This window comes from Priestia sp. SRI_019, from assembly GCF_057586255.1.
The window spans coordinates 467,578-487,083 of record NZ_JBYCZN010000002.1; the positions used below are offsets into that span (position 1 = coordinate 467,578).

22 protein-coding genes are annotated in these 19,506 nt (G+C 36.8%); 6 read left to right on the forward strand and 16 right to left on the reverse strand.

Annotated elements, in window-relative coordinates; all coding sequences use genetic code 11:
* Nucleotides 1-58: 58 nt before the first annotated feature.
* The 6 genes from AC2YJL_RS12690 to AC2YJL_RS12715 all read right to left on the reverse strand — a co-directional run bounded on the left by AC2YJL_RS12690 (nucleotide 59) and on the right by AC2YJL_RS12715 (nucleotide 6,300).
* Nucleotides 59-325, reverse strand: coding sequence for a hypothetical protein (locus tag AC2YJL_RS12690; RefSeq protein WP_013083129.1), 267 nt, complete (start codon nucleotides 323-325; stop codon nucleotides 59-61).
* A 61-nt stretch (nucleotides 326-386) separates the two neighbouring features.
* Complete coding sequence (locus tag AC2YJL_RS12695) at nucleotides 387-1,283, reverse strand: GH25 family lysozyme (protein WP_230932606.1); 897 nt, start codon at nucleotides 1,281-1,283, stop codon at nucleotides 387-389.
* Nucleotides 1,284-1,329: 46 nt separating this feature from the next.
* Nucleotides 1,330-1,548, reverse strand: coding sequence for a hypothetical protein (locus AC2YJL_RS12700; RefSeq protein ID WP_102194846.1), 219 nt, complete (start codon nucleotides 1,546-1,548; stop codon nucleotides 1,330-1,332).
* A 121-nt stretch (nucleotides 1,549-1,669) separates the two neighbouring features.
* The gene (fumC, locus tag AC2YJL_RS12705; protein ID WP_251568102.1) at nucleotides 1,670-3,049 is read right to left on the reverse strand and encodes a class II fumarate hydratase; all 1,380 of its coding nucleotides are present in this window, start codon (nucleotides 3,047-3,049) and stop codon (nucleotides 1,670-1,672) included.
* Between the two features lie 221 nt (nucleotides 3,050-3,270).
* Nucleotides 3,271-5,622: an immune inhibitor A domain-containing protein gene (locus tag AC2YJL_RS12710; protein WP_230932605.1), complete on the reverse strand. Its 2,352-nt coding sequence runs from the start codon at nucleotides 5,620-5,622 to the stop codon at nucleotides 3,271-3,273.
* A 381-nt stretch (nucleotides 5,623-6,003) separates the two neighbouring features.
* Nucleotides 6,004-6,300, reverse strand: coding sequence for a hypothetical protein (locus AC2YJL_RS12715; protein ID WP_013057017.1), 297 nt, complete (start codon nucleotides 6,298-6,300; stop codon nucleotides 6,004-6,006).
* Nucleotides 6,301-6,533: 233 nt separating this feature from the next.
* On the opposite strand from AC2YJL_RS12715, the gene AC2YJL_RS12720 reads away from it, so the two are divergent.
* Both AC2YJL_RS12720 and AC2YJL_RS12725 read left to right on the forward strand, forming a co-directional pair.
* Nucleotides 6,534-7,127: an exonuclease domain-containing protein gene (locus tag AC2YJL_RS12720; protein WP_251568100.1), complete on the forward strand. Its 594-nt coding sequence runs from the start codon at nucleotides 6,534-6,536 to the stop codon at nucleotides 7,125-7,127.
* A gap of 83 nt (nucleotides 7,128-7,210) precedes the next feature.
* Nucleotides 7,211-7,336 (forward strand): hypothetical protein, encoded by a 126-nt coding sequence (locus AC2YJL_RS12725; protein ID WP_285852715.1) that lies wholly within the window; start codon nucleotides 7,211-7,213, stop codon nucleotides 7,334-7,336.
* Between the two features lie 26 nt (nucleotides 7,337-7,362).
* Here the strand turns inward: AC2YJL_RS12725 and AC2YJL_RS12730 are convergent, their stop codons facing one another.
* The 4 genes from AC2YJL_RS12730 to AC2YJL_RS12745 all read right to left on the reverse strand — a co-directional run bounded on the left by AC2YJL_RS12730 (nucleotide 7,363) and on the right by AC2YJL_RS12745 (nucleotide 10,591).
* Nucleotides 7,363-7,530 carry a Fur-regulated basic protein FbpA gene (locus tag AC2YJL_RS12730; RefSeq protein WP_014460141.1) on the reverse strand — a complete coding sequence of 56 codons (168 nt, stop codon included), beginning with the start codon at nucleotides 7,528-7,530 and terminating at the stop codon, nucleotides 7,363-7,365.
* 226 nt (nucleotides 7,531-7,756) lie between these two features.
* A complete protein-coding gene (locus tag AC2YJL_RS12735) occupies nucleotides 7,757-9,250 on the reverse strand; it encodes a sodium:solute symporter family protein (RefSeq protein ID WP_251568098.1) in 1,494 nt (497 codons plus the stop codon).
* On the reverse strand, nucleotides 9,250-9,447 hold the full coding sequence (locus AC2YJL_RS12740) for a DUF3311 domain-containing protein (RefSeq protein ID WP_013083119.1): 198 nt from the start codon (nucleotides 9,445-9,447) through the stop codon (nucleotides 9,250-9,252). The genes AC2YJL_RS12735 and AC2YJL_RS12740 overlap by 1 nt, the downstream gene beginning before the upstream one ends.
* A 292-nt stretch (nucleotides 9,448-9,739) precedes the next feature.
* Nucleotides 9,740-10,591: an STAS domain-containing protein gene (locus AC2YJL_RS12745; protein WP_230932604.1), complete on the reverse strand. Its 852-nt coding sequence runs from the start codon at nucleotides 10,589-10,591 to the stop codon at nucleotides 9,740-9,742.
* Nucleotides 10,592-10,825: 234 nt separating this feature from the next.
* On the opposite strand from AC2YJL_RS12745, the gene AC2YJL_RS12750 reads away from it, so the two are divergent.
* Nucleotides 10,826-11,332, forward strand: coding sequence for a PCYCGC motif-containing (lipo)protein (locus AC2YJL_RS12750; protein ID WP_013083117.1), 507 nt, complete (start codon nucleotides 10,826-10,828; stop codon nucleotides 11,330-11,332).
* Between the two features lie 150 nt (nucleotides 11,333-11,482).
* On the opposite strand, the gene AC2YJL_RS12755 is transcribed toward AC2YJL_RS12750, so the two are convergent.
* Entirely contained in the window at nucleotides 11,483-12,460 is a 978-nt protein-coding gene (locus AC2YJL_RS12755) for a ring-cleaving dioxygenase (protein ID WP_195693987.1), read from the reverse strand.
* 246 nt (nucleotides 12,461-12,706) lie between these two features.
* Nucleotides 12,707-13,267 (reverse strand): maltose acetyltransferase domain-containing protein, encoded by a 561-nt coding sequence (locus AC2YJL_RS12760; protein ID WP_098249749.1) that lies wholly within the window; start codon nucleotides 13,265-13,267, stop codon nucleotides 12,707-12,709.
* 235 nt (nucleotides 13,268-13,502) lie between these two features.
* Between AC2YJL_RS12760 and AC2YJL_RS12765 the strand changes: the two genes are divergently transcribed.
* Both AC2YJL_RS12765 and AC2YJL_RS12770 read left to right on the forward strand, forming a co-directional pair.
* Nucleotides 13,503-13,859 (forward strand): hypothetical protein, encoded by a 357-nt coding sequence (locus AC2YJL_RS12765; RefSeq protein ID WP_057243646.1) that lies wholly within the window; start codon nucleotides 13,503-13,505, stop codon nucleotides 13,857-13,859.
* Nucleotides 13,860-13,866: 7 nt separating this feature from the next.
* Nucleotides 13,867-14,400, forward strand: a complete 534-nt coding sequence (locus AC2YJL_RS12770) for a PIN domain-containing protein (RefSeq protein ID WP_251568096.1) — start codon at nucleotides 13,867-13,869, stop codon at nucleotides 14,398-14,400.
* A gap of 369 nt (nucleotides 14,401-14,769) precedes the next feature.
* On the opposite strand, the gene AC2YJL_RS12775 is transcribed toward AC2YJL_RS12770, so the two are convergent.
* From AC2YJL_RS12775 to AC2YJL_RS12785, 3 genes are all read right to left on the reverse strand, one after another.
* Complete coding sequence (locus AC2YJL_RS12775) at nucleotides 14,770-15,663, reverse strand: helix-turn-helix domain-containing protein (RefSeq protein WP_195693991.1); 894 nt, start codon at nucleotides 15,661-15,663, stop codon at nucleotides 14,770-14,772.
* Nucleotides 15,664-15,808: 145 nt separating this feature from the next.
* Nucleotides 15,809-16,471, reverse strand: coding sequence for a hypothetical protein (locus AC2YJL_RS12780; protein WP_251568095.1), 663 nt, complete (start codon nucleotides 16,469-16,471; stop codon nucleotides 15,809-15,811).
* Between the two features lie 577 nt (nucleotides 16,472-17,048).
* Complete coding sequence (locus AC2YJL_RS12785; protein WP_251568093.1) at nucleotides 17,049-17,981, reverse strand: alpha/beta hydrolase; 933 nt, start codon at nucleotides 17,979-17,981, stop codon at nucleotides 17,049-17,051.
* Nucleotides 17,982-18,181: 200 nt separating this feature from the next.
* Here AC2YJL_RS12785 and AC2YJL_RS12790 point away from each other — a divergent pair, with 200 nt between their 5' ends.
* The gene (locus AC2YJL_RS12790) at nucleotides 18,182-18,457 is read left to right on the forward strand and encodes a hypothetical protein (RefSeq protein WP_251568091.1); all 276 of its coding nucleotides are present in this window, start codon (nucleotides 18,182-18,184) and stop codon (nucleotides 18,455-18,457) included.
* Between the two features lie 33 nt (nucleotides 18,458-18,490).
* Here AC2YJL_RS12790 and AC2YJL_RS12795 read toward each other — a convergent pair whose 3' ends face one another.
* On the reverse strand, nucleotides 18,491-19,339 hold the full coding sequence (locus tag AC2YJL_RS12795) for a YihY/virulence factor BrkB family protein (RefSeq protein ID WP_230932601.1): 849 nt from the start codon (nucleotides 19,337-19,339) through the stop codon (nucleotides 18,491-18,493).
* Nucleotides 19,340-19,506 lie beyond the last annotated feature (167 nt).

Below are 19,506 nucleotides of genomic sequence, written 5' to 3' on the forward strand. Positions count from 1 at the left end.
GCTATTTATAAAATTAATAAAAAAACTAGTCTTGCCCGAGGCAAGACTAGTTTTTTTATTATCTATGCTGATCTTGATACATAGGTCCTTCTGAAATCATATTGCTTTCAGAAACGTACGTAGGATCTGAATGCACATCTTTATTTAGGCTAGCATTTACCTGCTGTTTTTTAGATAAACTTGAAAGTTTTACTTTGGCACTTCGAACAAGTCCTTTTACTTTTCGTCGTTTCGCAGCATCGCTTAATATATAAGACGTAATGCCGACTCCTACAGTTGATAGGGTAATACCTGATATCAATGCTTTTTGTTTTCGTTTTCTCATAATAGCTCCTTCCTTGTACCTTTTTGAATCTTACAGTGACTTTTCCCTATCTGGTAATCTCTCAAACCAGATTATTCAGATTATTCACTTCTTTAACAAGACGCGGCAGTGTGTCCGCTCCTGCTATCCCATCTGAAAAAAGGCCATATCGATTCTGAAATTTTTTCACTGCAGCGATTAATTCATCTCCATAGAAACCGTCTGCTCCAAACTTCGGAAGAGAAAAACCTAGCGCAAGTAAGTTTTGCTGAATTTGTTTGACTCCTAACCCTCTATCGCCTTTGGAATAGACAAAGGGCCCTTTTGTATTATTTGTCATAGAGAGATTTGTTGTGACTTCCTTAAAAAATGAGCAGTCCATTTCATTTATATCCACATTTGTAGAAATTCCTTTTACTCTGCCAGAATCCGTATATTGAAACATTGCCCATCGCTGCCACTGACTTAGCTCACCAGGGTGCTGCATACCGCCCTGTCTGTTGGCTGCACTATATCTTGCTACCCACAAAGGATACTTACTTATTTCGTTTGTAAAAAAAGTTTTAGCGAAATGATAATTTGTATATACGATAGGCTTAATCCCTGTTGTTTTGTGAACATGCTCGAGCCAGCTTACGGCAAAGCGAGAAACAAATTCTTTGGATTTTTTCTTGTCTTCTTCTAGATCCAAACACGGCGGAAGGTCTAGTTTCATTTGTCCAAGCTGAGCAATAAAAAAAGCAGCTTCTTTCTCTGGGCTATTTGTACAGTGAGCATAATGATAAAACCCTACTCTCAAACCCGCATTTTTAGCGCCTATATAATTTTCATAAGATCTAGGGTCTACAAAAGTTCCGCCTTCTGTTAACTTTATATACACCCCTTTTACTGAGGTGTTTTTTATTTCTTTCCAATTAATGATTCCTTGATGATGAGAAACGTCGAGAATAATAGGATTATTTGAATGTCGCCTTTGCATAGTTTTCACCTCTTTTGCTAACTTCCTTATGTATACGACGAATCTCTCAAAACCCCTGTTTTTCCGGATCTTGATATTCTTTTATAACGATGTGTAAAACGTTGCTCATTTGAATCGCTAAATAAGCTTCGTGTTTTTTGTCATAATAACGATACCATCCTTGCGTATGAATAATAGATTCCTCAAGCTTTTTTACATTTTCTGATTCAACCAATGTACTGATTGATTTTTCATTTCCAAAATAAAACTTCACTTCGTACGTCACGTGAATCCCTCCTTTATAAAAATGTAAATACCCTAATCGTATGTACTTGAATCTAGTATAAAGTAGTGTAAAATTTCTTTTAATCCGCAGTTTCTTTTTATATGTTTATTTAGAACAATGTTTATTTTAATGGATGAATCATATTAGCTGGATTTACCCATTGCTCAAATTGTTCTTCTGTCAGAAGGCCCGTTTTGAACGCTGCTTCTTTTAATGTCGTTCCTTCCTGATGAGCCAGCTTGGCGATTTTAGCCGCATTTTCATACCCTATGTGCGGATTTAACGCTGTTACAAGCATAAGAGAATTTTCTAGATTATGCTGAATTTTTTCTTTGTTGGGTTCAATTCCTACTGCGCATTTATCGTTAAAAGCCTGCATGGAATCTGTCAGCAATCTGACTGATTGTAAAAAATTATAGATAATAACCGGCTTAAATACATTCAATTCAAAGTTTCCTTGACTAGCCGCAATGCCAATTGTCACGTCATTCCCAAGCACTTGTGCAGAAACCATTGTTAGAGCTTCACTTTGAGTTGGATTTACTTTTCCAGGCATAATAGAACTTCCTGGTTCGTTAGCAGGAATCGTAATTTCGCCTAATCCGCTCCGAGGACCGCTTGCCAACCAGCGTACGTCATTGGCGATTTTCATTAAGTCAGCTGCTAAGGCTTTGAGTGCACCGTGAGCATAAACCACTTGATCGTGACTTGTTAATGCATGAAATTTATTAGCTGCTGAGATAAATGTTTTTCCAAGCGTGCTGCTGATTTCTTTCGCTACTTCATCGCCGAAGTCAGGATGTGCATTTATTCCCGTCCCAACAGCTGTACCGCCAATAGCTAGCTCCTTCATATACTCTACGCTTTGTTTAATCATTTCTTCATTCTTTTCGAGCATATGATGCCATCCGCTAATTTCTTGTCCTAGTGTTAGCGGTGTAGCATCTTGTAAATGGGTTCTTCCTATTTTAATAATATCTTTAAACTGCTCTTGCTTCGCAGCGAACGTTTCTTTTAATGTTTTTAGAGCAGGCAATAATTGATCTTCGACTTCTAGTACAGCTGCAATATGAAGAGCTGTAGGAAAAGTATCGTTAGAGCTTTGTGACATATTGACATCATCATTTGGATGGAGCGTTTCGTCGCCATTTATTAGCTGGTTTCCCCGGTGAGAAATCACTTCATTTACATTCATGTTTGATTGCGTTCCGCTTCCTGTCTGCCATACCACTAAAGGAAAATGTTCATTCCATTTCCCTTCAATAATTTCGTTAGCAGCTTGTACGATGGCTTCCGATTTCCCTGCTGATAGTTTGCCTAGTTTATGATTACTAATAGCCGCACTTTTCTTCAAAACCGCAAAAGCGCGTATTACTTCAATCGGCATTTTTTCAATCCCTATTGGAAAATTTTCTTTACTTCTTTGCGTTTGCGCTCCCCATAGTTTATCTTCTGCCACTTTGATTTCTCCAATTGAATCTCTTTCGATACGATAGCTCATAGTTAGAACTCCTTTTCAATATTTTCTTTACCTATTAGTATTGATTATATGGATGAATTTCATGACATAATAACAATTATTCACTGTTGAAAATTCCCTTTATTTTATTTTTTAAACGGGCTTATCGTTTTTGATTATTTAGCTCATAGTTTATTTTGAATTTATGATACAAAATAAGATCCGAAGAATACGCTCTTCAGATCTTTTTAATACATCCAATTTTACTTATGAATCCATACAGCACCAGCTGAATTGTCTTTCGCTTCACCAATTACGTCTAACTTTAATCCGTTTTGAGGAAGCAAGCGGCCTGCATCTTTAATTCTTTCATCTAAATACGATTTTTTGTCGTTAAAGCTTGTAACGCCATTTGATTCTTTAGATGAAATCGTTCCCCACGTTTTATGAGAATATGACCAAGCAGGTGATTTATCAAATGAGAACGCCGCGTCTGCAATTTGATATCGGCTTGAATTTGCTGTCGTGCTAATCCCATTTACATTAAAGTAAAGAACTTTATGAGCATGGGAATCAACTACGCCAAGGAATCCTTCACCTGGGTGCTGTCCTACCCAGTTATCAAGGTAGCTTTCATCTGCGTACCAAAGCAGCATGCCTGTATTATATTTTGCACCTCGCGCGAATTGAAGTGCTTTATCGCTGCCTGCATAGTTTCTCCACTCAAGGTAATAATAGTTGTCTTTATAGCTGATGCCGTTTGTCTTTTCAAATCCATCTAACGTTACTTTTGGCGCTCCTTCAGCATCGTCCGTAAATACCGTTTTTCCATCTACTACTAAACTGGCATTATCAAGAGCAAATCCTTGAAGGGCAAGTCCACCGTCCGTTACGTATTCAAATTGAAGCTTAATTTTTTTACCTTTAAACTGCGTTAAGTCATAGCTTTTATCTTCCCATTTTCCGCCGGAAGTTTCAGCAGAACCGTCTGCATTGTTCGCTTTATCACCAATTGTATCTAACAGAACTTTTGAGCCGTCAGGAAGAATTGCATTTACATATAAGTAATCGTATTCTGCCTCTACTTCATAGAACGCTTTGTAATTGAATTTAGCTGTTTTTGCTGCTGTTAAATCAAACTCTGGCGTCGTCATTGTCGTATGCAGATCGTCTCCGCGTTTACTGTAGTAGTAGTTGCTTCCAAACTCAGGCTTAATCCCTTGAACAGCTTTTTTAGGTAAATTAATCTTTACAATACCCGGGCGTTTAGATTTTGTCACGCTTTGATCAACCACGCTCACAGAGCCCGATTTTGTAATGTTTTTGCTGTCGATTTGTTTAATATTTGCCCAGTTTCCACCCATATTTGCTTGGAAAAACTCTTTATTTTGCGGGGAGAAACTTGTCGGTTCTGTTCCAGCTACTTCACCAGCCCAGCTCCCTCCGCTCATAATTGACCAAACGCCTACCGGCTCACCTTGACCCGTATACTGTGTATCATACTCATCCGGCAAACCTAAATCATGGCCAAATTCATGAGCAAAAACGCCAACTGCTCCGTCTTCTGGTTCAATTGTATAATCATAAGCAGCCATGTTTGTTCCAGGAACTTTATACACTTGGCCCAAAGTAGAGCGATGAGACCAGATAGCATCGTTTCCTAATTTCCCTCCACCTGCTTCTTGCCCAGTTCCAGCATGAATGACCATTAAGTGGTCCACTATGCCGTCAGGCTCATTGCGGTTGCCGTCTCCATCGATATCATATTGATCGAACTGATCATAATCTGAAAGATTAATTCCGCTTTTTGCTGCTGCAGCAAGCGCTTCTTTTACAAGATTACGAGGCCCTTTAGATCCAGGCGCATTATCGTTTCCTCCCGCTGGATTGTCTGCTCCGTATTCTTTTGCGTTTCCAGGTACAGTTAACCAGTCAGAAACCGTTCCATCTACTGTGTAACTACCTCCAGACTGTTCTTCATAATATTGTTTAAATGTTTTAATTTTCTTACCGTTAAATAACGTAAAGTCTTTCTTTCCAAACATTAATTGCTGATAGTGATTTCGATTAAAATCTTTTGCATACATGTAACCAGGTTCTTGAACGACATTGTTATGCTTAAAGTCTGCGTATTCGACTAAAAGAACAAGAACTTTATCTTTTCTCACTTGTCCGTTATATTTGACCTGAGCTGCAGGTTTAACGTTTACCCCGTTCCCCGAATTGTTTCCTTGAGACTTAATATTAGCAAATTCGCCTCGTTGAAACTTTTCTTTTTGTTTTGTTTGCATTTCTTTCGCTTTCAAATCAATTTTGCTAGCTTTATGTCCCTTCATGCTCTCTTTATGTGCATCTTTTTTGTTTATGTAAGAAGTAACGGCTTTCTTCACTTCTTGCGGTGTTGCACTTTGAGAAATAACTCCTTGGTTTTTCAGTGCGTTAGCCAATCTTTCTTCCGGTACTGTATTCATATCAATTGGTGAACTCGGAAGTTCTTCCGATTGTGCGGTTTTAGCTGAAGCAGTACTTCCATTCATAAGTACTGGCCCGACTCCGCTTAATGTAACAGTTGTGGCAAGAAAAGATGTCCCCAAAATCTTTTTCCAGCTTTTCAAGTAAACCCCTCCATTTTAGAATTTTCAAACTATTAGCAAGATTTATTTTATATTCTAAAACTAGGAAGGTCAACTACATTTTACTATATTATTAAAATTTTTTGATTCTAGTAGATAATGTAAAATAGTTTTATAGTATGTAACTAGTTTTCTTTGCCTGACAATTAAAATGTCTGATAAACCCTTCTTACGTATGCAAATTCCATGCCAAATCGATAACCAAAACTAAAAATATATGAAGCGTATTTTTTTAGGAAATTAGAACCATCTTTTTCGTATTACTATTATATAAAAACAAAAAATTCCCCATTATGGATATAGAAAGATAAAAAAATCACTTCTCAATAGACGAGAAGTGATAATTTCTGTATGCAAGTAAATTTAAGAATGTTCTTTTTGACGCTGCAGCAAGATATGATAGAGCGACATGCTCCAAATAGACATATTGCGCGCTGCGATTTCATAAGGTTTTTCATCAATTTTAAACAAGAAATCCCCTTCATAACTCACGGATTTCCCTTGCTTTTCTAGCTCTTGTTTAACAGCTTCAATCCATTCTACTGCATTCGTATAATGTTTGTTCAAACGAACTTTAATAGTTTGATTCCTGTAATGAATAAAAGATGTAATTCCCCAAAAAATTAAGACAAGAAAAAGTACCATATACAGCAATTGCATGATAGCGATCCCCTTCTTCCTTCATTTCATTATTTTCAATGAAGACTTAATTTAGATGAGTAAATATTACTATTCTCCTTTGCTATCGTCATCTCCTTTAAAAAAGTAAATTCCTTTTCCACGTGGGCGTATAAAATAAATCCATGTACGTGCTCCCTCATCTTTTTTACTAACGTTTTTTGTTAAAAAATGATAAGCTAATAGAATGATAAATAGAAAGGGAGGGCGACGAGTTGTCAACTGAACAAGTGAAATTAGCAGCCGTTTTAGATGTTGAAACAACGGGATTAAGTGCGCAAACATGCGATATTATCGAACTAGCAATTGCTGTTGTTTCTTATGATTCTTTTACCGGAGAAATAATCGACATTGTAGAAGAATATGAAGAATTTAATATGCCTTCAACTCCCATTTTCCCGTATATTACAAACTTAACGGGAATTACAAATGAGATGGTCAAAAATAAAACGTTAGACGATAAAAAAGTGGAATCGCTGTTAACTAGCGTTTCGGCTATCATCGCTCATAATGCTTCTTTCGATCGCAGTTTTCTTTTAAAACGGTATCCATCTTTATTTAACCAAAAATGGCACTGCTCTATGCGTGCTGTCAAATGGAAAGAGTACGGCTTTCCTAATAAAAAACTAACAACGCTTCTTGATCATCATAATATCGAGAGAGAGCACGCTCACAGAGCTATGGATGACGTGAAAGGAACCATTGACTTGCTAAGACAGCAAAATCCTAGCGGAGATCCCTATTTTTCTGAAGTATTAAAAAAAGCAATGAGCAAACCTAAAAAAACAGCGGCTTCCACTCGTTTTTAACTAACCAAAAAAAGCGCAGAAGCTGCGCTTTTTTTGGTTTTATTCGCATATTTCTTAAGTGTTGAGTTATATGTTTGAGGAGTATGATTGGAAACAGCGAGGCTGTAAATGCACCGGAAGAAAAAGAAAAGTCCCTGCTTTCAAGCAAAAAAGCCGCGGAGGAACAAATTGAACAGCTGGTGTTTACACATATATACGAAATCAGCTGAATTTCTAATAATCTGGAAGATTTTAATTATACTTCTCTTACCTTTTGGTTTTGAAGATCGTGATGCGTTTGTTCTAGTTCACTTAAATTCAATTCGTACAAATGTCTCCCGTCTTCTGCTTTAAAGTAACCCGATTCAATAATTTGATTCATTAAAAGATCTTTCTTTTGCTCAAATGCTTTTTCAGATGTCATGTTATCATCTCCTTTTTTAGGTGAATATCTTTCATAGAAAAGACGTACACCGCTTGTGGCATACGTCTTGTTGCTTTTCACACTCGTTACCTATGTTTAAAAACAACGCAATCGTTACATTTTATCGAGAAGGCTGCTTATGTCTTGCAGCCATATTGAACATTTTGGTGATACACTACTTTTATACCCTTCATGATGTTCTTAAAACGCAATTGGAAAAAGATTTTCACAAAATTTGTTTGCCATCTACTGCCCCGCTTTCAAAATGCGGCTGTGCGGCGATTTTTTTCGTTGCTAAACTGACCACCATTAATACAACTAAATTAATAAATAAAGAAATAACGCCGACATTTGTATCTTTAATGATTTGTGGCAACGCAGGAAACAACGTGCCAAGCGTTGTTTCCGTAATCGTTATATACATCACAGACGCAATGCCGGCAACAATACCTGCACATGCCCCGTATTTAGTCACGATATTGTTTTTCATTAAACTAAAAATAAAAGCAGGAAACAGCTGCGTCACAATGCTGTAGCCCATTAGTAAAAGCGTTACAATCGTATTCCCTCCATGAAGTGTAAAATAGACTGAAACAAGCGCAATGACCGGTACAAAGCATTTAGCCAGTATCGAAATTTGTTTGCCCGTCGCTGAAGGAACAAGAACGCCATAAACGTTTTTAGACAGTGACGTAGAAGCTGCCATCAAAAGCATCGATCCAGGCACAAGTGCTGTTAATAAACCAGCTGCGCCAATAAAGCCGACAATCCACGGATCAAATGTTTGAATGGAAAGACGAAGCAGTGACAAGTCTGCTTCTGCGCCTTGTAGTCCAGGTACCTGCATAAGAGCAGTAAACCCTACAAAAAAGACAAAAAGCAGCATTAACGTATAAATAGGACTTATAATAGAATTCTTTCGAAATACATTCTCGTTTTCAGCTGAATACGTTGCATTAAACGTATGCGGCCACATGTAAAATCCTAATACGGTCAGCATGACTGTAGAAATAAACCACGAAATACTTAGACCTGTCTTGGGAAGAGTAAGAAACGTTGGATTTGCTTGATGCACAGCCTCAAACATCGGCTGTAAGCCTCCGTAGTAATGAAACGGCATATATATTCCTAAAAATAAGACGACAATAAAAATCATGATATCTTTGACAATAGCCGTCCACGCGGAACCATGTATGCCTGATATCATTAAGTAAACCGTTAATGATATGGCACCAATCCAAATGGCTGCGGTTGAAGAGATAGAGCCATAAGAAGCTTCAGATACAATAATACCTAAGCCTTTGAACTGTAAAATAATATAAGGAACAATTGCCAGCACCCCTGCACATGAAACAACGATGCCTAGAAACGGGCTGTTGTATTTTGAAACAAAAAAATCCGGCTGAGACATGAGCTTATGCTGCTTCGCATACCGCCATATTTGCGGGCCGATCCAATACCCTAGCACGTACGCTAAAGAAATATAAGCTAAAATATAAAACGCTGGCCCTCCTTTTCCATATGCCCAAGCGCTTCCACCTAGAAACGTAAAAGTAGTATAGATTTCACCCGCCATCAAAAAGAAGACAAAAACAGTTCCAAAACCTCTGCCGCCTACGCTCCACTGTTCTAAATCCATTTTTTTGCCCTGCGTAGCTCGAATTCCAAGATAAATAGCTAAAAGTAAAAAACCAAAAATAATAATCAGAGCGGTATTCATTATTTATCTCCTCCTTTAACAGCAGGATCAAGCTTGTACACAATACCCATAATAAAAGACGTAAGGATTACCCACATAACAATCCAAAAGAGAAAAAAAGGCATCCCTAAAATAAACGGCGTTACTTTGTTAACAAAAGGCAATAAACCTAATATTCCTACAAACGGAAGCAGGCAAAGAAGATAAATTATTTTCATAGAGCTCCTCCTTAATCACACGGCTTATCAGTACTTATCTAAGACTTTAACTATCTCATTATGTACTTCTCTTATTCTTCTCTTTGCACCTCCATTCTTGAGCTAAACGAGACGTTTGGCATAGAAAACCGCCGTTTATTTGTTCCTTAGTATCTTCCATTTGTCACCATGTGAAAAGGAGTTTGTAAGGCATGCTTACAAGATTTTGAATGCAGAAGAATGTAGACAAACAAAAAGAAACGAAACTGAGAGCAAAAGTTTCAGTTCCGTTTCTTTTTAGCATTTCTATACTTTATTCTTCTTTTTTCTTTACACCAAGCGAAGAAAGAGCTTGGTGTAAATGTCCAAACGTTTCAATTTTATTAAAACTAATTCCTACATTAACAGCCGTCTGAGCCATGTCAGGACTCACTCCTGACATAATCGCATGGATGCCTAGCAGCTGCAAAATGTTAATCAAATCAAAAAATTTGTGAGCAACATACGTATCTACATAATTTACACCGGATAAGTCAATGACTAGATGTCTTATATGTTTTTCTGCACATCTTTTTGGAACAACCTCGATAATAGAATCACCTTTGATTTCATCAATAAGCCCTACTAAAGGCAAGACCGCGATGTGATCTACAAGTGGAATGACAGGAAAACTCGTTTCGTCAATTAGCTCTTGCTGAAGACTTATTTTTTGCCTTGTGATTTTATAGTACTGTTCGGAAAATTCATTAATGAGTTTATCAAATGTTGTATGATAAACTTCGCTCCAAGAGAGTATATCTTCTTTTGTGATAGATGAATGTATCAGACTATATGTTTTGACATACGTCCAAATAATTTTTCTTGTTTTGCTTAGCGCTTCTACTACCTCGTAAATCGGCGTATCAAATTTAATTCTGCTGTTTACTACTTCCGTCGTCCATTTCACCATACGTTGTTTGAAAATCTCTTGATCGTCAAGAAAGCCGCTCGCAATTGTTTCGATCGTATAAAGATGCTGCTCGCGCAGCTTTTTCTCAACTGAAGCGTCTGCGTCCTTTGAGTAAATCGATCCTTTAATATTACTTCTTTGGCGCAGCCATTCTTCACTGATAGAGGCTGAATTCTCTAAAATATATTCAAAAAGACGTTGATTTTGTTCACTCACTACTGTTTAACCTCCGTTCACTTTCTCCTTCTGTCCAATTACTTACAAAACGCACCTTATGATAAATTCATGCTTCATATTTTTTCCTCGTCCATCTCTATCATACACGATAACCGCTCTGCATACTTATAGAGAATTAGATATAAACAAGCAGGTATTGGATTATCTACATAGATAAACTGCCGTGTATGATGCAACTATCATTTATTTTCACATGAAAGGATGTTAATTGTATTGAAAAAATCAATTATTTTGTTGGGGATTCTCGCTACAAGTATTGGATTATCCGCTTGTTCAAACAATACAACAACTTCTTCTGCCACAAACTCTTCTGCACATTCAGGTCATGAACATCACAAAGCTGCAGTTGCTGATATTCGCGAAGAGACTCCAGGAGCAGATGTTTTGCCACAGTTTTTGAAGAACCAGCCTAAAGATATGAAACTAGTTTATCTATCCGTTGCTAAAAATCGTGAACTACTTGAAAAAATCCCTTGCTACTGCGGATGTGGCATGGAAGCAAATCACAAAAACAGCTATGACTGCTTTATTTTTAAAAACAAAAGAAATGGAGCAGTTGTCTGGGATGATCATGGAACAAAATGCGGATTGTGTATAGAAATTGCAGCTAAAGCTATGCTCGACTATAACCGAGGCAAATCAATAAAAGATATTCGCAAAGACATCGATGAAAAATATAAAGAAGGCTATGCACAACCCACTCCTACTCCTTCCTTGTAAGACATTGGCAGTTTTTAAGCAAACATTCGCGATAGGTATATATAAAAGTAGAAGGTACCAAAAACACGTTCTTTTTTAGCGTTTTGAAAGCTGATTCATCTTTGAAACAGCAAAAAACACTCAAATAGCTATTTGAGTGTTTTTTGTGTACTATTCTTTCACAAACTCTTTTGTACTTCTTACTGTATCAATCGGACGCACGAGCTTCTCAATTTCTGCACGTTTTGGCTCTAAAAAAGGAGGAAGTGATAATTTTTCTCCGAGCGTTTCGTAAGGTTCATCTCCCATAAATCCTGGTCCATCTGTCGCAAATTCAAATAAAATTTGCGGAGCCACTCTTGCATACAACGACTCAAAGAAGTGACGATTCACATAACCAGACGTATGGAAACCGAAGCTTGACATTCGATTAATCCACTCTTCAAGAGCCTGTCTATTTTCTACGCGAAAAGCAACGTGATGAACAGTTCCAAAACCTTGCTGAGCCTGCGGAAGTTTTTCATTGTGTTCTACTACTACTTGCGCACCGTTTCCTCCTTCTCCTACTTCGAATAGGTGAAGATCTCCTTCTTGACCAATCTCTTTAAATAAAAGGACTTTTTCCATCATTTCTTTAAAGTAATTAAACTCGGCAATACGAATAAAGATAGGACCAAGTCCCGTAATAGCGTATTGAAGAGGGACAGGGCCTTTTTGCCAAGGAGTGCCTGATTCAACTCCTTGATTTCCTTCATCGGAAATTAACTGATACTGCTGATCATCAAAATCAACAAACGAAAGCGTCTTTTTCCCAAATAGCTCTTGAATCCCCGTATGATTTACTTCTAAGCGTTCAAAGCGCTTTACCCAATAGTCTAAAGCCGCATCATTTGGAACGCGGAAAGATGTTTTCGAAATTTCATTTGTTCCGTGAAAACCTTTTGGAATACCTGGAAAATCAAAAAAAGTCATGTCCGTTCCGGCGCTGCCTTTATCATCTGCAAAAAACAAATGGTACGTTTGAATATCATCTTGATTGACCGTTTTTTTAACTAAGCGCATGCCTAACACATAGGTGAAAAATTCATAATTCTTTTCTGCACTGCTTGTAATGGCCGTTACGTGGTGTATTCCTTTTAAGTGATTCATTCTACATTCCTCCGGATAAATCGTCTAGTTTATCATTTATTATTTATCTTTAATTTGAATATCTTTAATTAAAGATAATATACCATGATTAATTTTCCTTTGTCAATAAAGTATGGATGATCTCGGAAGGAAATATATATATTTTTACATTTAACCAAAACATTATAAATGAGGACGAGCCAAATCGGCAATAAAACATCATATAAACAAAGAGCTTTTACAATTCAAGAGCTCTTTGTTTATTCTTTAATTTTCAATATGCTTGATTATAACTGCAGGATTGCCTCCCACTACCACGTTATCAGGAACATTTTTTGTCACAACGGCACCCGAAGCAATTACGGCATTGTTGCCTATTTTCACTCCAGGATTAATAACGGCTCTTCCCCCAATCCAGACGTTATTTCCTATTTCTACGCGTTTGCCAAACTCAGCTCCTGAAATTCTTTCAAGAGCATGCAAAGGATGAGTTGCTGTATAGATATGTACACCTGGTGCAAGAAAACAATTATCTCCTATTCTTATTTCACATACATCTAAAAGTACGCAATCAAAGTTAGCATAAAAATTTTCTCCAACATGAATGTTAGAACCGTAGTCACAGCGGAAAGTAGGCTCTATGCAAAGAGAATTTCCCGTAGATCCAAACAGTTCTTTTAATAAGTTTGTACGTCTTTCTTCTTCCCTTTCTGTTGTTTGGTTATAAAGCCTTGTTAATCTTCGAGCGTTTTCACGTTCTTTTATTAATTGCGGATCAGCAGAAAGATATAATTCTCCATCCAGCATTTTTTGTTTTTCTGTTTTCATTTTGCATCCCCTTTTTTGTAGTTCCTTCTCTAACCGATACTGATTTATTCTCTTACACGATATCATGTTTTTAAACCTTTGTCCGGTATTCGCTGAGATTATCACCCACCAGGCAAACATTAGTTAATTTAATAACTCCCGGAAGCTAATTTTTCAATGTTTTTATATAAAAGGAATAGTAAGAGAAAACTTCATCACATATACTATATAAATTTATATAAAAGGCAGGGATATCATGAAAGCACAGCGCTTAGTAGATGACCAAAAAGGAACATACAGCAAGGAAGTTCAAAAGCACTTCAACCTAAAAATAAATGGAAAAATTTATACACAACCCTCGCCGCAATCACCTTCCTCACCCCCTATGCAGAAGAAAAATCTTAAATACAAACCTCAAAATAAAGTTCTACGCACGTACGATAAAAAAGATAAAACATTAAATGACACACAAGAAAAGCTCATAAAATCTGCAAAAACTAGATTAACTAAATATGAAAAGCTTCTATTAAGCAATCAGCTTTCAGAATCTGCCGCTCTTTACTCACCTTTTGGGTTAGAAGAGCTGGTACGAATGGCTAGTAGAGAGGAGTGAACGATTTGTGTTGGATGAAAAAGTAATTATTGATACAAACATTTGGGCTTCACATGCGCTTAATTATCCAGAAGTTGTGGAATATATTAATGAACTTATTTCAAATAAAGCGGAATTTTTAATGCCTACCGTTGTAGAAATGGAACTTCTGTCGCATTGGGAAGTAGAAACAAACCCTCAAGTCAAAGCAGTAAAAAATCATTATATTTACGATATGACAGATAAGATTGTGGACGTTACAAGTGAAATTGCACAGCTAGCAGCTCAAATTCGTAGAAAAGCTAAAATAGAATCCAATAAAAAAATTAAAGGACCAGATGCGATGATTGCCGCATCTGCTTTTATACATAATGCAAAACTGATTTCCAACAATAATAAAGATTTTGCTTGGATGACACTTAATTTCAGCTACCGAGGTCAACCATTATCTTATGTAAACCCTATTAAAGATACGATTGCTTACGCTTCTTTTATTAAAAGCTTTGAACATCCCACCCTTCCCGATGCTGATAACTTACAAGAAAACGAGAAGGAAAGCTAATTTGTTTTTATTTTTAAAATACTCCTTGTCTCCCGCCTTTTTCAAATTAAAAGTTTGATGAGTACATACTCCAATTCTTTCTGTAATGAATACAGTAAAAAGCATAAAAACTTAGGCGGTGAAAAGAGTGAATTATCAATATTACCCGGAACAACCTTTAGAAAAGTATCAATATGGCTATGATTATTATTCAAATCCCCAAGAAGCTGACGAAAGATTCCCTTATGGTTATTATCCATATCCTCGCCCTCGGCCATTTTATCCTTACCCTTATCCTCGTCCTATTTATTACCACCCCCCTTACTTTTACCCTCGCCCTCGGCCATTTTACCCACACCCAGTGTATTGGAGATAAAAAAAGAAGAGCGATCAGCTCTTCTTTTTTGTTTCTTGATATTTAGACATCTCTTCTTGAATAATGGTCACAAACGCTTCATTTTGCTCAATTTTAAAAACGGTAATAGCTTTTTCTAGGTAGGCTATTCCTTCTTTAAGCTCATCAAGCTGACAGAGTGCTTCTCCAATTTGATAGTGCAGTTCTCCTAATAAATAAAGCGTCTCATGCTGAATACACAGCTCTAGTCCTGCTTGTGCATATTTAACCGACTTTTCATAACGTTCCATTTGCAAAAGCGCACGCGATAATCCATATAAAATTCGAATTTTAACAAGAGGATCTTTTAACTTAGGAAGCAAAGCAATATGCTGCAATCCTTCCATAAACGTACTGAACGCTTTTTTTAAATGACCTTCTTCTTCATAAATAATGGCAATACTATTTAAAATAGCAATCTCTTTTTCTGAATAAAACTGTTCACTCGTACGCGTGAACGCAATAGCTTTTTCCAATTTACGAAGCGCTTGTTCAAATTTATTTCCAATATAATAATCACATATGGCTTCGTGCCATAGGAAAAATTGTGCATGAAAAGGATCTTGAAACATAGGATTATCTTTTTCTTTGTTCACCATATGTAACACGGTTTCATAATCGCGTTTTCGTATATAATGCCTAATGGTCGATTTAATTTCTTTTGAATAATCGTTGGGCGTTAGCTCTCCTGCTTCAAAGAAATAATTCATCGGAACCCCTAAGCGTTTCGATAAATGATAGAGAACTTCACTGCTTGCATGAATTTCACCTTGTTCAAATCGATGTAGCTCTTCTTCAGTACAAATTCCTTCTGATAACTCGACAGTTGTCATTTCCGCAATCTTTCGCAGATCTTGAATCAGCTGACCTACTTGTTTTTTATCATTCAAAAAATCACCTTACTTAATGTCGTCAATAAACTCTGTGAAAACAACGTTCCATTATGTTTTTATAAGTCTATTGTACCATTTAGGTAGTTTTTTTATCAATAGTATTAAGAAAAATATCCCAAGCAAAATTCTTCTAGTTATAGTATTATTTCAAACAATCTCCCGCTTCTTCTTTTGAAATATATCCTTCTTGCACTCCATATAACACTTGATCACATCGCCATAAAGTAGAACTATATCCATCGTTTTCTTCCATCTCTTGATTAATTTGTTGCTTTGTTTCGTCTGTGAAACTGTCTTCTTGTTGTTGACGAACCTCTTCTTCGTATTGATCTGGAGCAGAAATATCTTCATTTACTTCAGGTTCTTCATATTGATCAGCATGAGATAATTCTTCATCATTTGTTGGCTGCTGTTGATTTTGTGCTACTTGAGCTTGTTGCTTCTTTTGTTCTTCTGCTTGTTGCGCTGCGATACGCTGTTGTTCAGCAATCTTTTGTTGTCTTTGTTGCTCAGCTACTTCCGCTTGTCGTTTAGCTTCCGCTTCCTCTCTTGCCTTTTGCTCTGCTAATTCTTTAGCTTTTTTTTCTTTTTCAACTTTTACACTATACGCACGTAAATCTTTCTGTTCGTTTTGAATTTGCTGAGACTCGGACTTTTTATCTAAATCTTTGCCTTCAGACTTCTTTTTAGGTTCTTCAGCTACACTTTTCTTCTCTAGTAAATCATTTTCCTTCTCATCACTGTCACAAGCACCCATAGTCAAACTCAATGACAACAAAGCAGTACCAATTAGCAACTTTTTCACAGAATTCTCCCCTTTTGTTTAATTGAAGCCACAACCAGTAGTACCTTAAATTTCTTTTTATATAGTGTTACTTTAAACTGATAAACTAAGTTGGCTGATTACTTTTTCTACGTTCATAATTAGTTGGTCGGGTCTGCAACTATTGTTCATTACGCTATGGCATATTTCAGGAAGCTCAAGCTTAGCCCCTACAATTGCTCTGTCACAGTACTCAGCCCTTCAACGAGTAAATAATATCATGAAATAGGTTATTTTTGTTATTTTTTCAATTATATTTCTTTTTTATTTTCCAATAAATTTCCGTTAAAATCGCTAATATTGCCCATATCTTCTTCTCTATAATCCATTATCGTACTTTCCATAACCTCAAGAATTTCTTTTCTTCTTTTTCAGTTTGTTCTAGCATGGATAAAGTACTTAAGTTAGCTGACGTTTTGAATGTTAAAATGGATGAATTATACGAGAAAATTGAAAAGTAAAAAAGCCCAATCCAATTAAGGAAAGAACTTTTTAACTTTTACTATATTTTTAGTATTTTTTTAATTAGATATTTTATGACACTATATATCTTTGCGCCTTAAATAGAATCAAATACTTGACGCAGTTGAGCTGCGCTTTTATTGATCGCCTGCTGAGCGAGCGGGACAAATTCATGAAACCCTAAAAACCCGTGAATCATTGTTTCGTAATTTTCATAGGTGACAGGGACACCGTGATTTTTTAATGCGTCTGCGTAGTCTTTTCCGCTATCTCTTAGAGGATCATACTGTGCTGTAATGATGGTAGCGCTTGGTAGACTCGATAAATCTTCTAGTAATACCGGAGCGTTATAGGGATGCCGTTCTTCTTCTTTATTATTTAAGTACTGAAGGCGAAACCAATCCATAAGATCTTTTGAAAGAAGATATCCTTCGGCGTTTTCTTTCATAGAGGCAGGGTGCTGATTTTTAAATCCTACAGACGGATAAATAAGCAGCTGATGAACAATGGATGGACCTTGTCTTTGTTTTGCTAAAATGCTTACAACCGCAGCAAGGTTACCACCGGCACTGTCGCCCCCGACGGCAATTTTGTTTGAATCGATATTTAATTGAGACGCGTGAGCTGAAATCCACTCCAAGGCGTCATAGGCATCGTTTATTGCAGCCGGAAATTTACTTTCAGGAGCAAGACGGTAATCAACAGACACTACAATACAGTTTGTTTCATTTGCATACGACCTGCATATGGAGTCATGAGTATCCAGGCTTCCTAATACCCAGCCTCCTCCGTGATAATAAACAAGAGCGGGAAATGGCCCTGTTCCTTCAGGTTCATACACTCGTAGAGTGAGCGTACGTTCATTTAATTGGATTTCTTCATTATATACTTTTTTAACTGCTTCTTTAGAAGGAGTTAAAGACATCTTTTCCATTTCCCTCAGCTGCGGGGGTGTAACGTCCTCTAAAGAAGGACGGGGCATTTCATTATATTGATTTAGAAATATTTGAATATGCGGATCTAACGGCATTCTTCTTCTCTCTCCTTTCAAGGTAACTCTATATGTAATGATGAATGAAATTTCAGAAAAAATCCAATATATTGTCTTCTCGGCAGGCTTTTGTTTGTTTTGATTAAAAATGGGTATAACAATTAAATAAAGAGGATGATATTCGTATATATTTTATTCTCACCTATATAAATATAAATACGTACAAAGGAGGCACACCGATGATTATTGTTTATATAAGCTTAGCTGTTGTTTTGGCATCACTTGCGTACCTTATTTACGCAGGCGTATCATTTAATAAAAAAATCAAGCCAACTGTGAACTCTGTAAATGCCACTTCTCAACATCTTCAAAACGAAACTGATCATATCAAAGAAAAAACAAATCATTTAAAAGTAACACAAGCAGCGATTAAAACCGATGTACAGTACAAAAAAGATTCGGTCAAATATACAGCCAAGTCATTTAAACAGCTTGTGAATAGCTTTAAACGTTAAAAAAGGAAACCTCTATAAAGGTTTCCTTTTTTATTACATCGCCTGAGACGTATCTTTAGGAGGCGCAGCCGTTTTGTTTCGGTGATAAATAGCGTTAATCTCTCCTCCAATAACGAGAATTAACCCCGTTAAAAATAGCCAAAGCATCAGAACAATCACGCCTCCTAAGCTTCCATAAGTAGCAGAATAATTACCAAAGTTGCTTACGTAAAATGAGAACCCTAAAGATGTCAGCTGCCATAACAGCGTAGCAGCGAGCGCTCCGGGCCATACATGAGCAAAAGGAAACGTTTTGTTTGGCGCTAATCTGTATAATACGGATAAAACAAGTACCATAATGCCGACACCGATAATCCAGCGCAGAATATTTAAAACCACTGTTGTACCGGAAGGAAGAGAAAACCATTCGCTTACCCAATTTAACAAAACCCCTCCGAACACTGGCAAAAGAAGCGATACAATAATTGTTACAATTAATCCAATTGTTAAAAGAATGGACAGACCTCTTACTTTAATAAACGAGCGCTGTTCTTTCACATCGTAGGCTTGGTTCATTGCACGGATAAAGGCGTTCATCCCGTTTGAAGCAGACCAAATAGTTCCTAAAATCCCTACAGTCAGTAGCCCGCCGTTTGGTTGGCTTACAAATTGAGCTACGTTATCTTTAAAGATTGCAGCCGTTTCTCCCGGCATAACGCTTTGAAGGACATCGATTGCCTCTTCCGGTTTAATAGATAGATACGGAACAATGGATATCAGTAAAATAAGCATAGGGAATAATGATAGCATATAATAATAGGCTTGCTCAGCCGCTAGTCCCGTTGCTTGGTCTTCTTGAATTTCTTTACCAAGACTTTTTCCAAATGATAATAGCTTTTTCATGATAAACCTCTACTTTCTCTTTTTTTGTCCTTTTCCCATTTTATGCACTTTTCAACCTTGAAAGTGGAGAATTTTAAGCGAAATCTCAAATCAAACGACCAAGAGAAAGTAAAATGATGTTTCCTACACAAAAAAGTTCCAGCTCAAAAGAGCCAGAACTTTTCATC

Bases quoted from the DNA above. Each gene is read 5' to 3' on its own strand.
- AC2YJL_RS12690 (WP_013083129.1), bottom strand. From the start codon at position 325: ATGAGAAAACGAAAACAAAAAGCATTGATATCAGGTATTACCCTATCA.
- AC2YJL_RS12695 (WP_230932606.1), bottom strand. From the start codon at position 1,283: ATGCAAAGGCGACATTCAAATAATCCTATTATTCTCGACGTTTCTCAT.
- fumC (WP_251568102.1), bottom strand. From the start codon at position 3,049: ATGAGCTATCGTATCGAAAGAGATTCAATTGGAGAAATCAAAGTGGCA.
- AC2YJL_RS12715 (WP_013057017.1), bottom strand. From the start codon at position 6,300: ATGCAATTGCTGTATATGGTACTTTTTCTTGTCTTAATTTTTTGGGGA.
- AC2YJL_RS12725 (WP_285852715.1), top strand. From the start codon at position 7,211: ATGATTGGAAACAGCGAGGCTGTAAATGCACCGGAAGAAAAAGAAAAG.
- AC2YJL_RS12730 (WP_014460141.1), bottom strand. From the start codon at position 7,530: ATGACATCTGAAAAAGCATTTGAGCAAAAGAAAGATCTTTTAATGAAT.
- AC2YJL_RS12735 (WP_251568098.1), bottom strand. From the start codon at position 9,250: ATGAATACCGCTCTGATTATTATTTTTGGTTTTTTACTTTTAGCTATT.
- AC2YJL_RS12740 (WP_013083119.1), bottom strand. From the start codon at position 9,447: ATGAAAATAATTTATCTTCTTTGCCTGCTTCCGTTTGTAGGAATATTA.
- AC2YJL_RS12755 (WP_195693987.1), bottom strand. From the start codon at position 12,460: ATGAATCACTTAAAAGGAATACACCACGTAACGGCCATTACAAGCAGT.
- AC2YJL_RS12760 (WP_098249749.1), bottom strand. From the start codon at position 13,267: ATGAAAACAGAAAAACAAAAAATGCTGGATGGAGAATTATATCTTTCT.
- AC2YJL_RS12765 (WP_057243646.1), top strand. From the start codon at position 13,503: ATGAAAGCACAGCGCTTAGTAGATGACCAAAAAGGAACATACAGCAAG.
- AC2YJL_RS12785 (WP_251568093.1), bottom strand. From the start codon at position 17,981: ATGCCGTTAGATCCGCATATTCAAATATTTCTAAATCAATATAATGAA.
- AC2YJL_RS12790 (WP_251568091.1), top strand. From the start codon at position 18,182: ATGATTATTGTTTATATAAGCTTAGCTGTTGTTTTGGCATCACTTGCG.
- AC2YJL_RS12795 (WP_230932601.1), bottom strand. From the start codon at position 19,339: ATGAAAAAGCTATTATCATTTGGAAAAAGTCTTGGTAAAGAAATTCAA.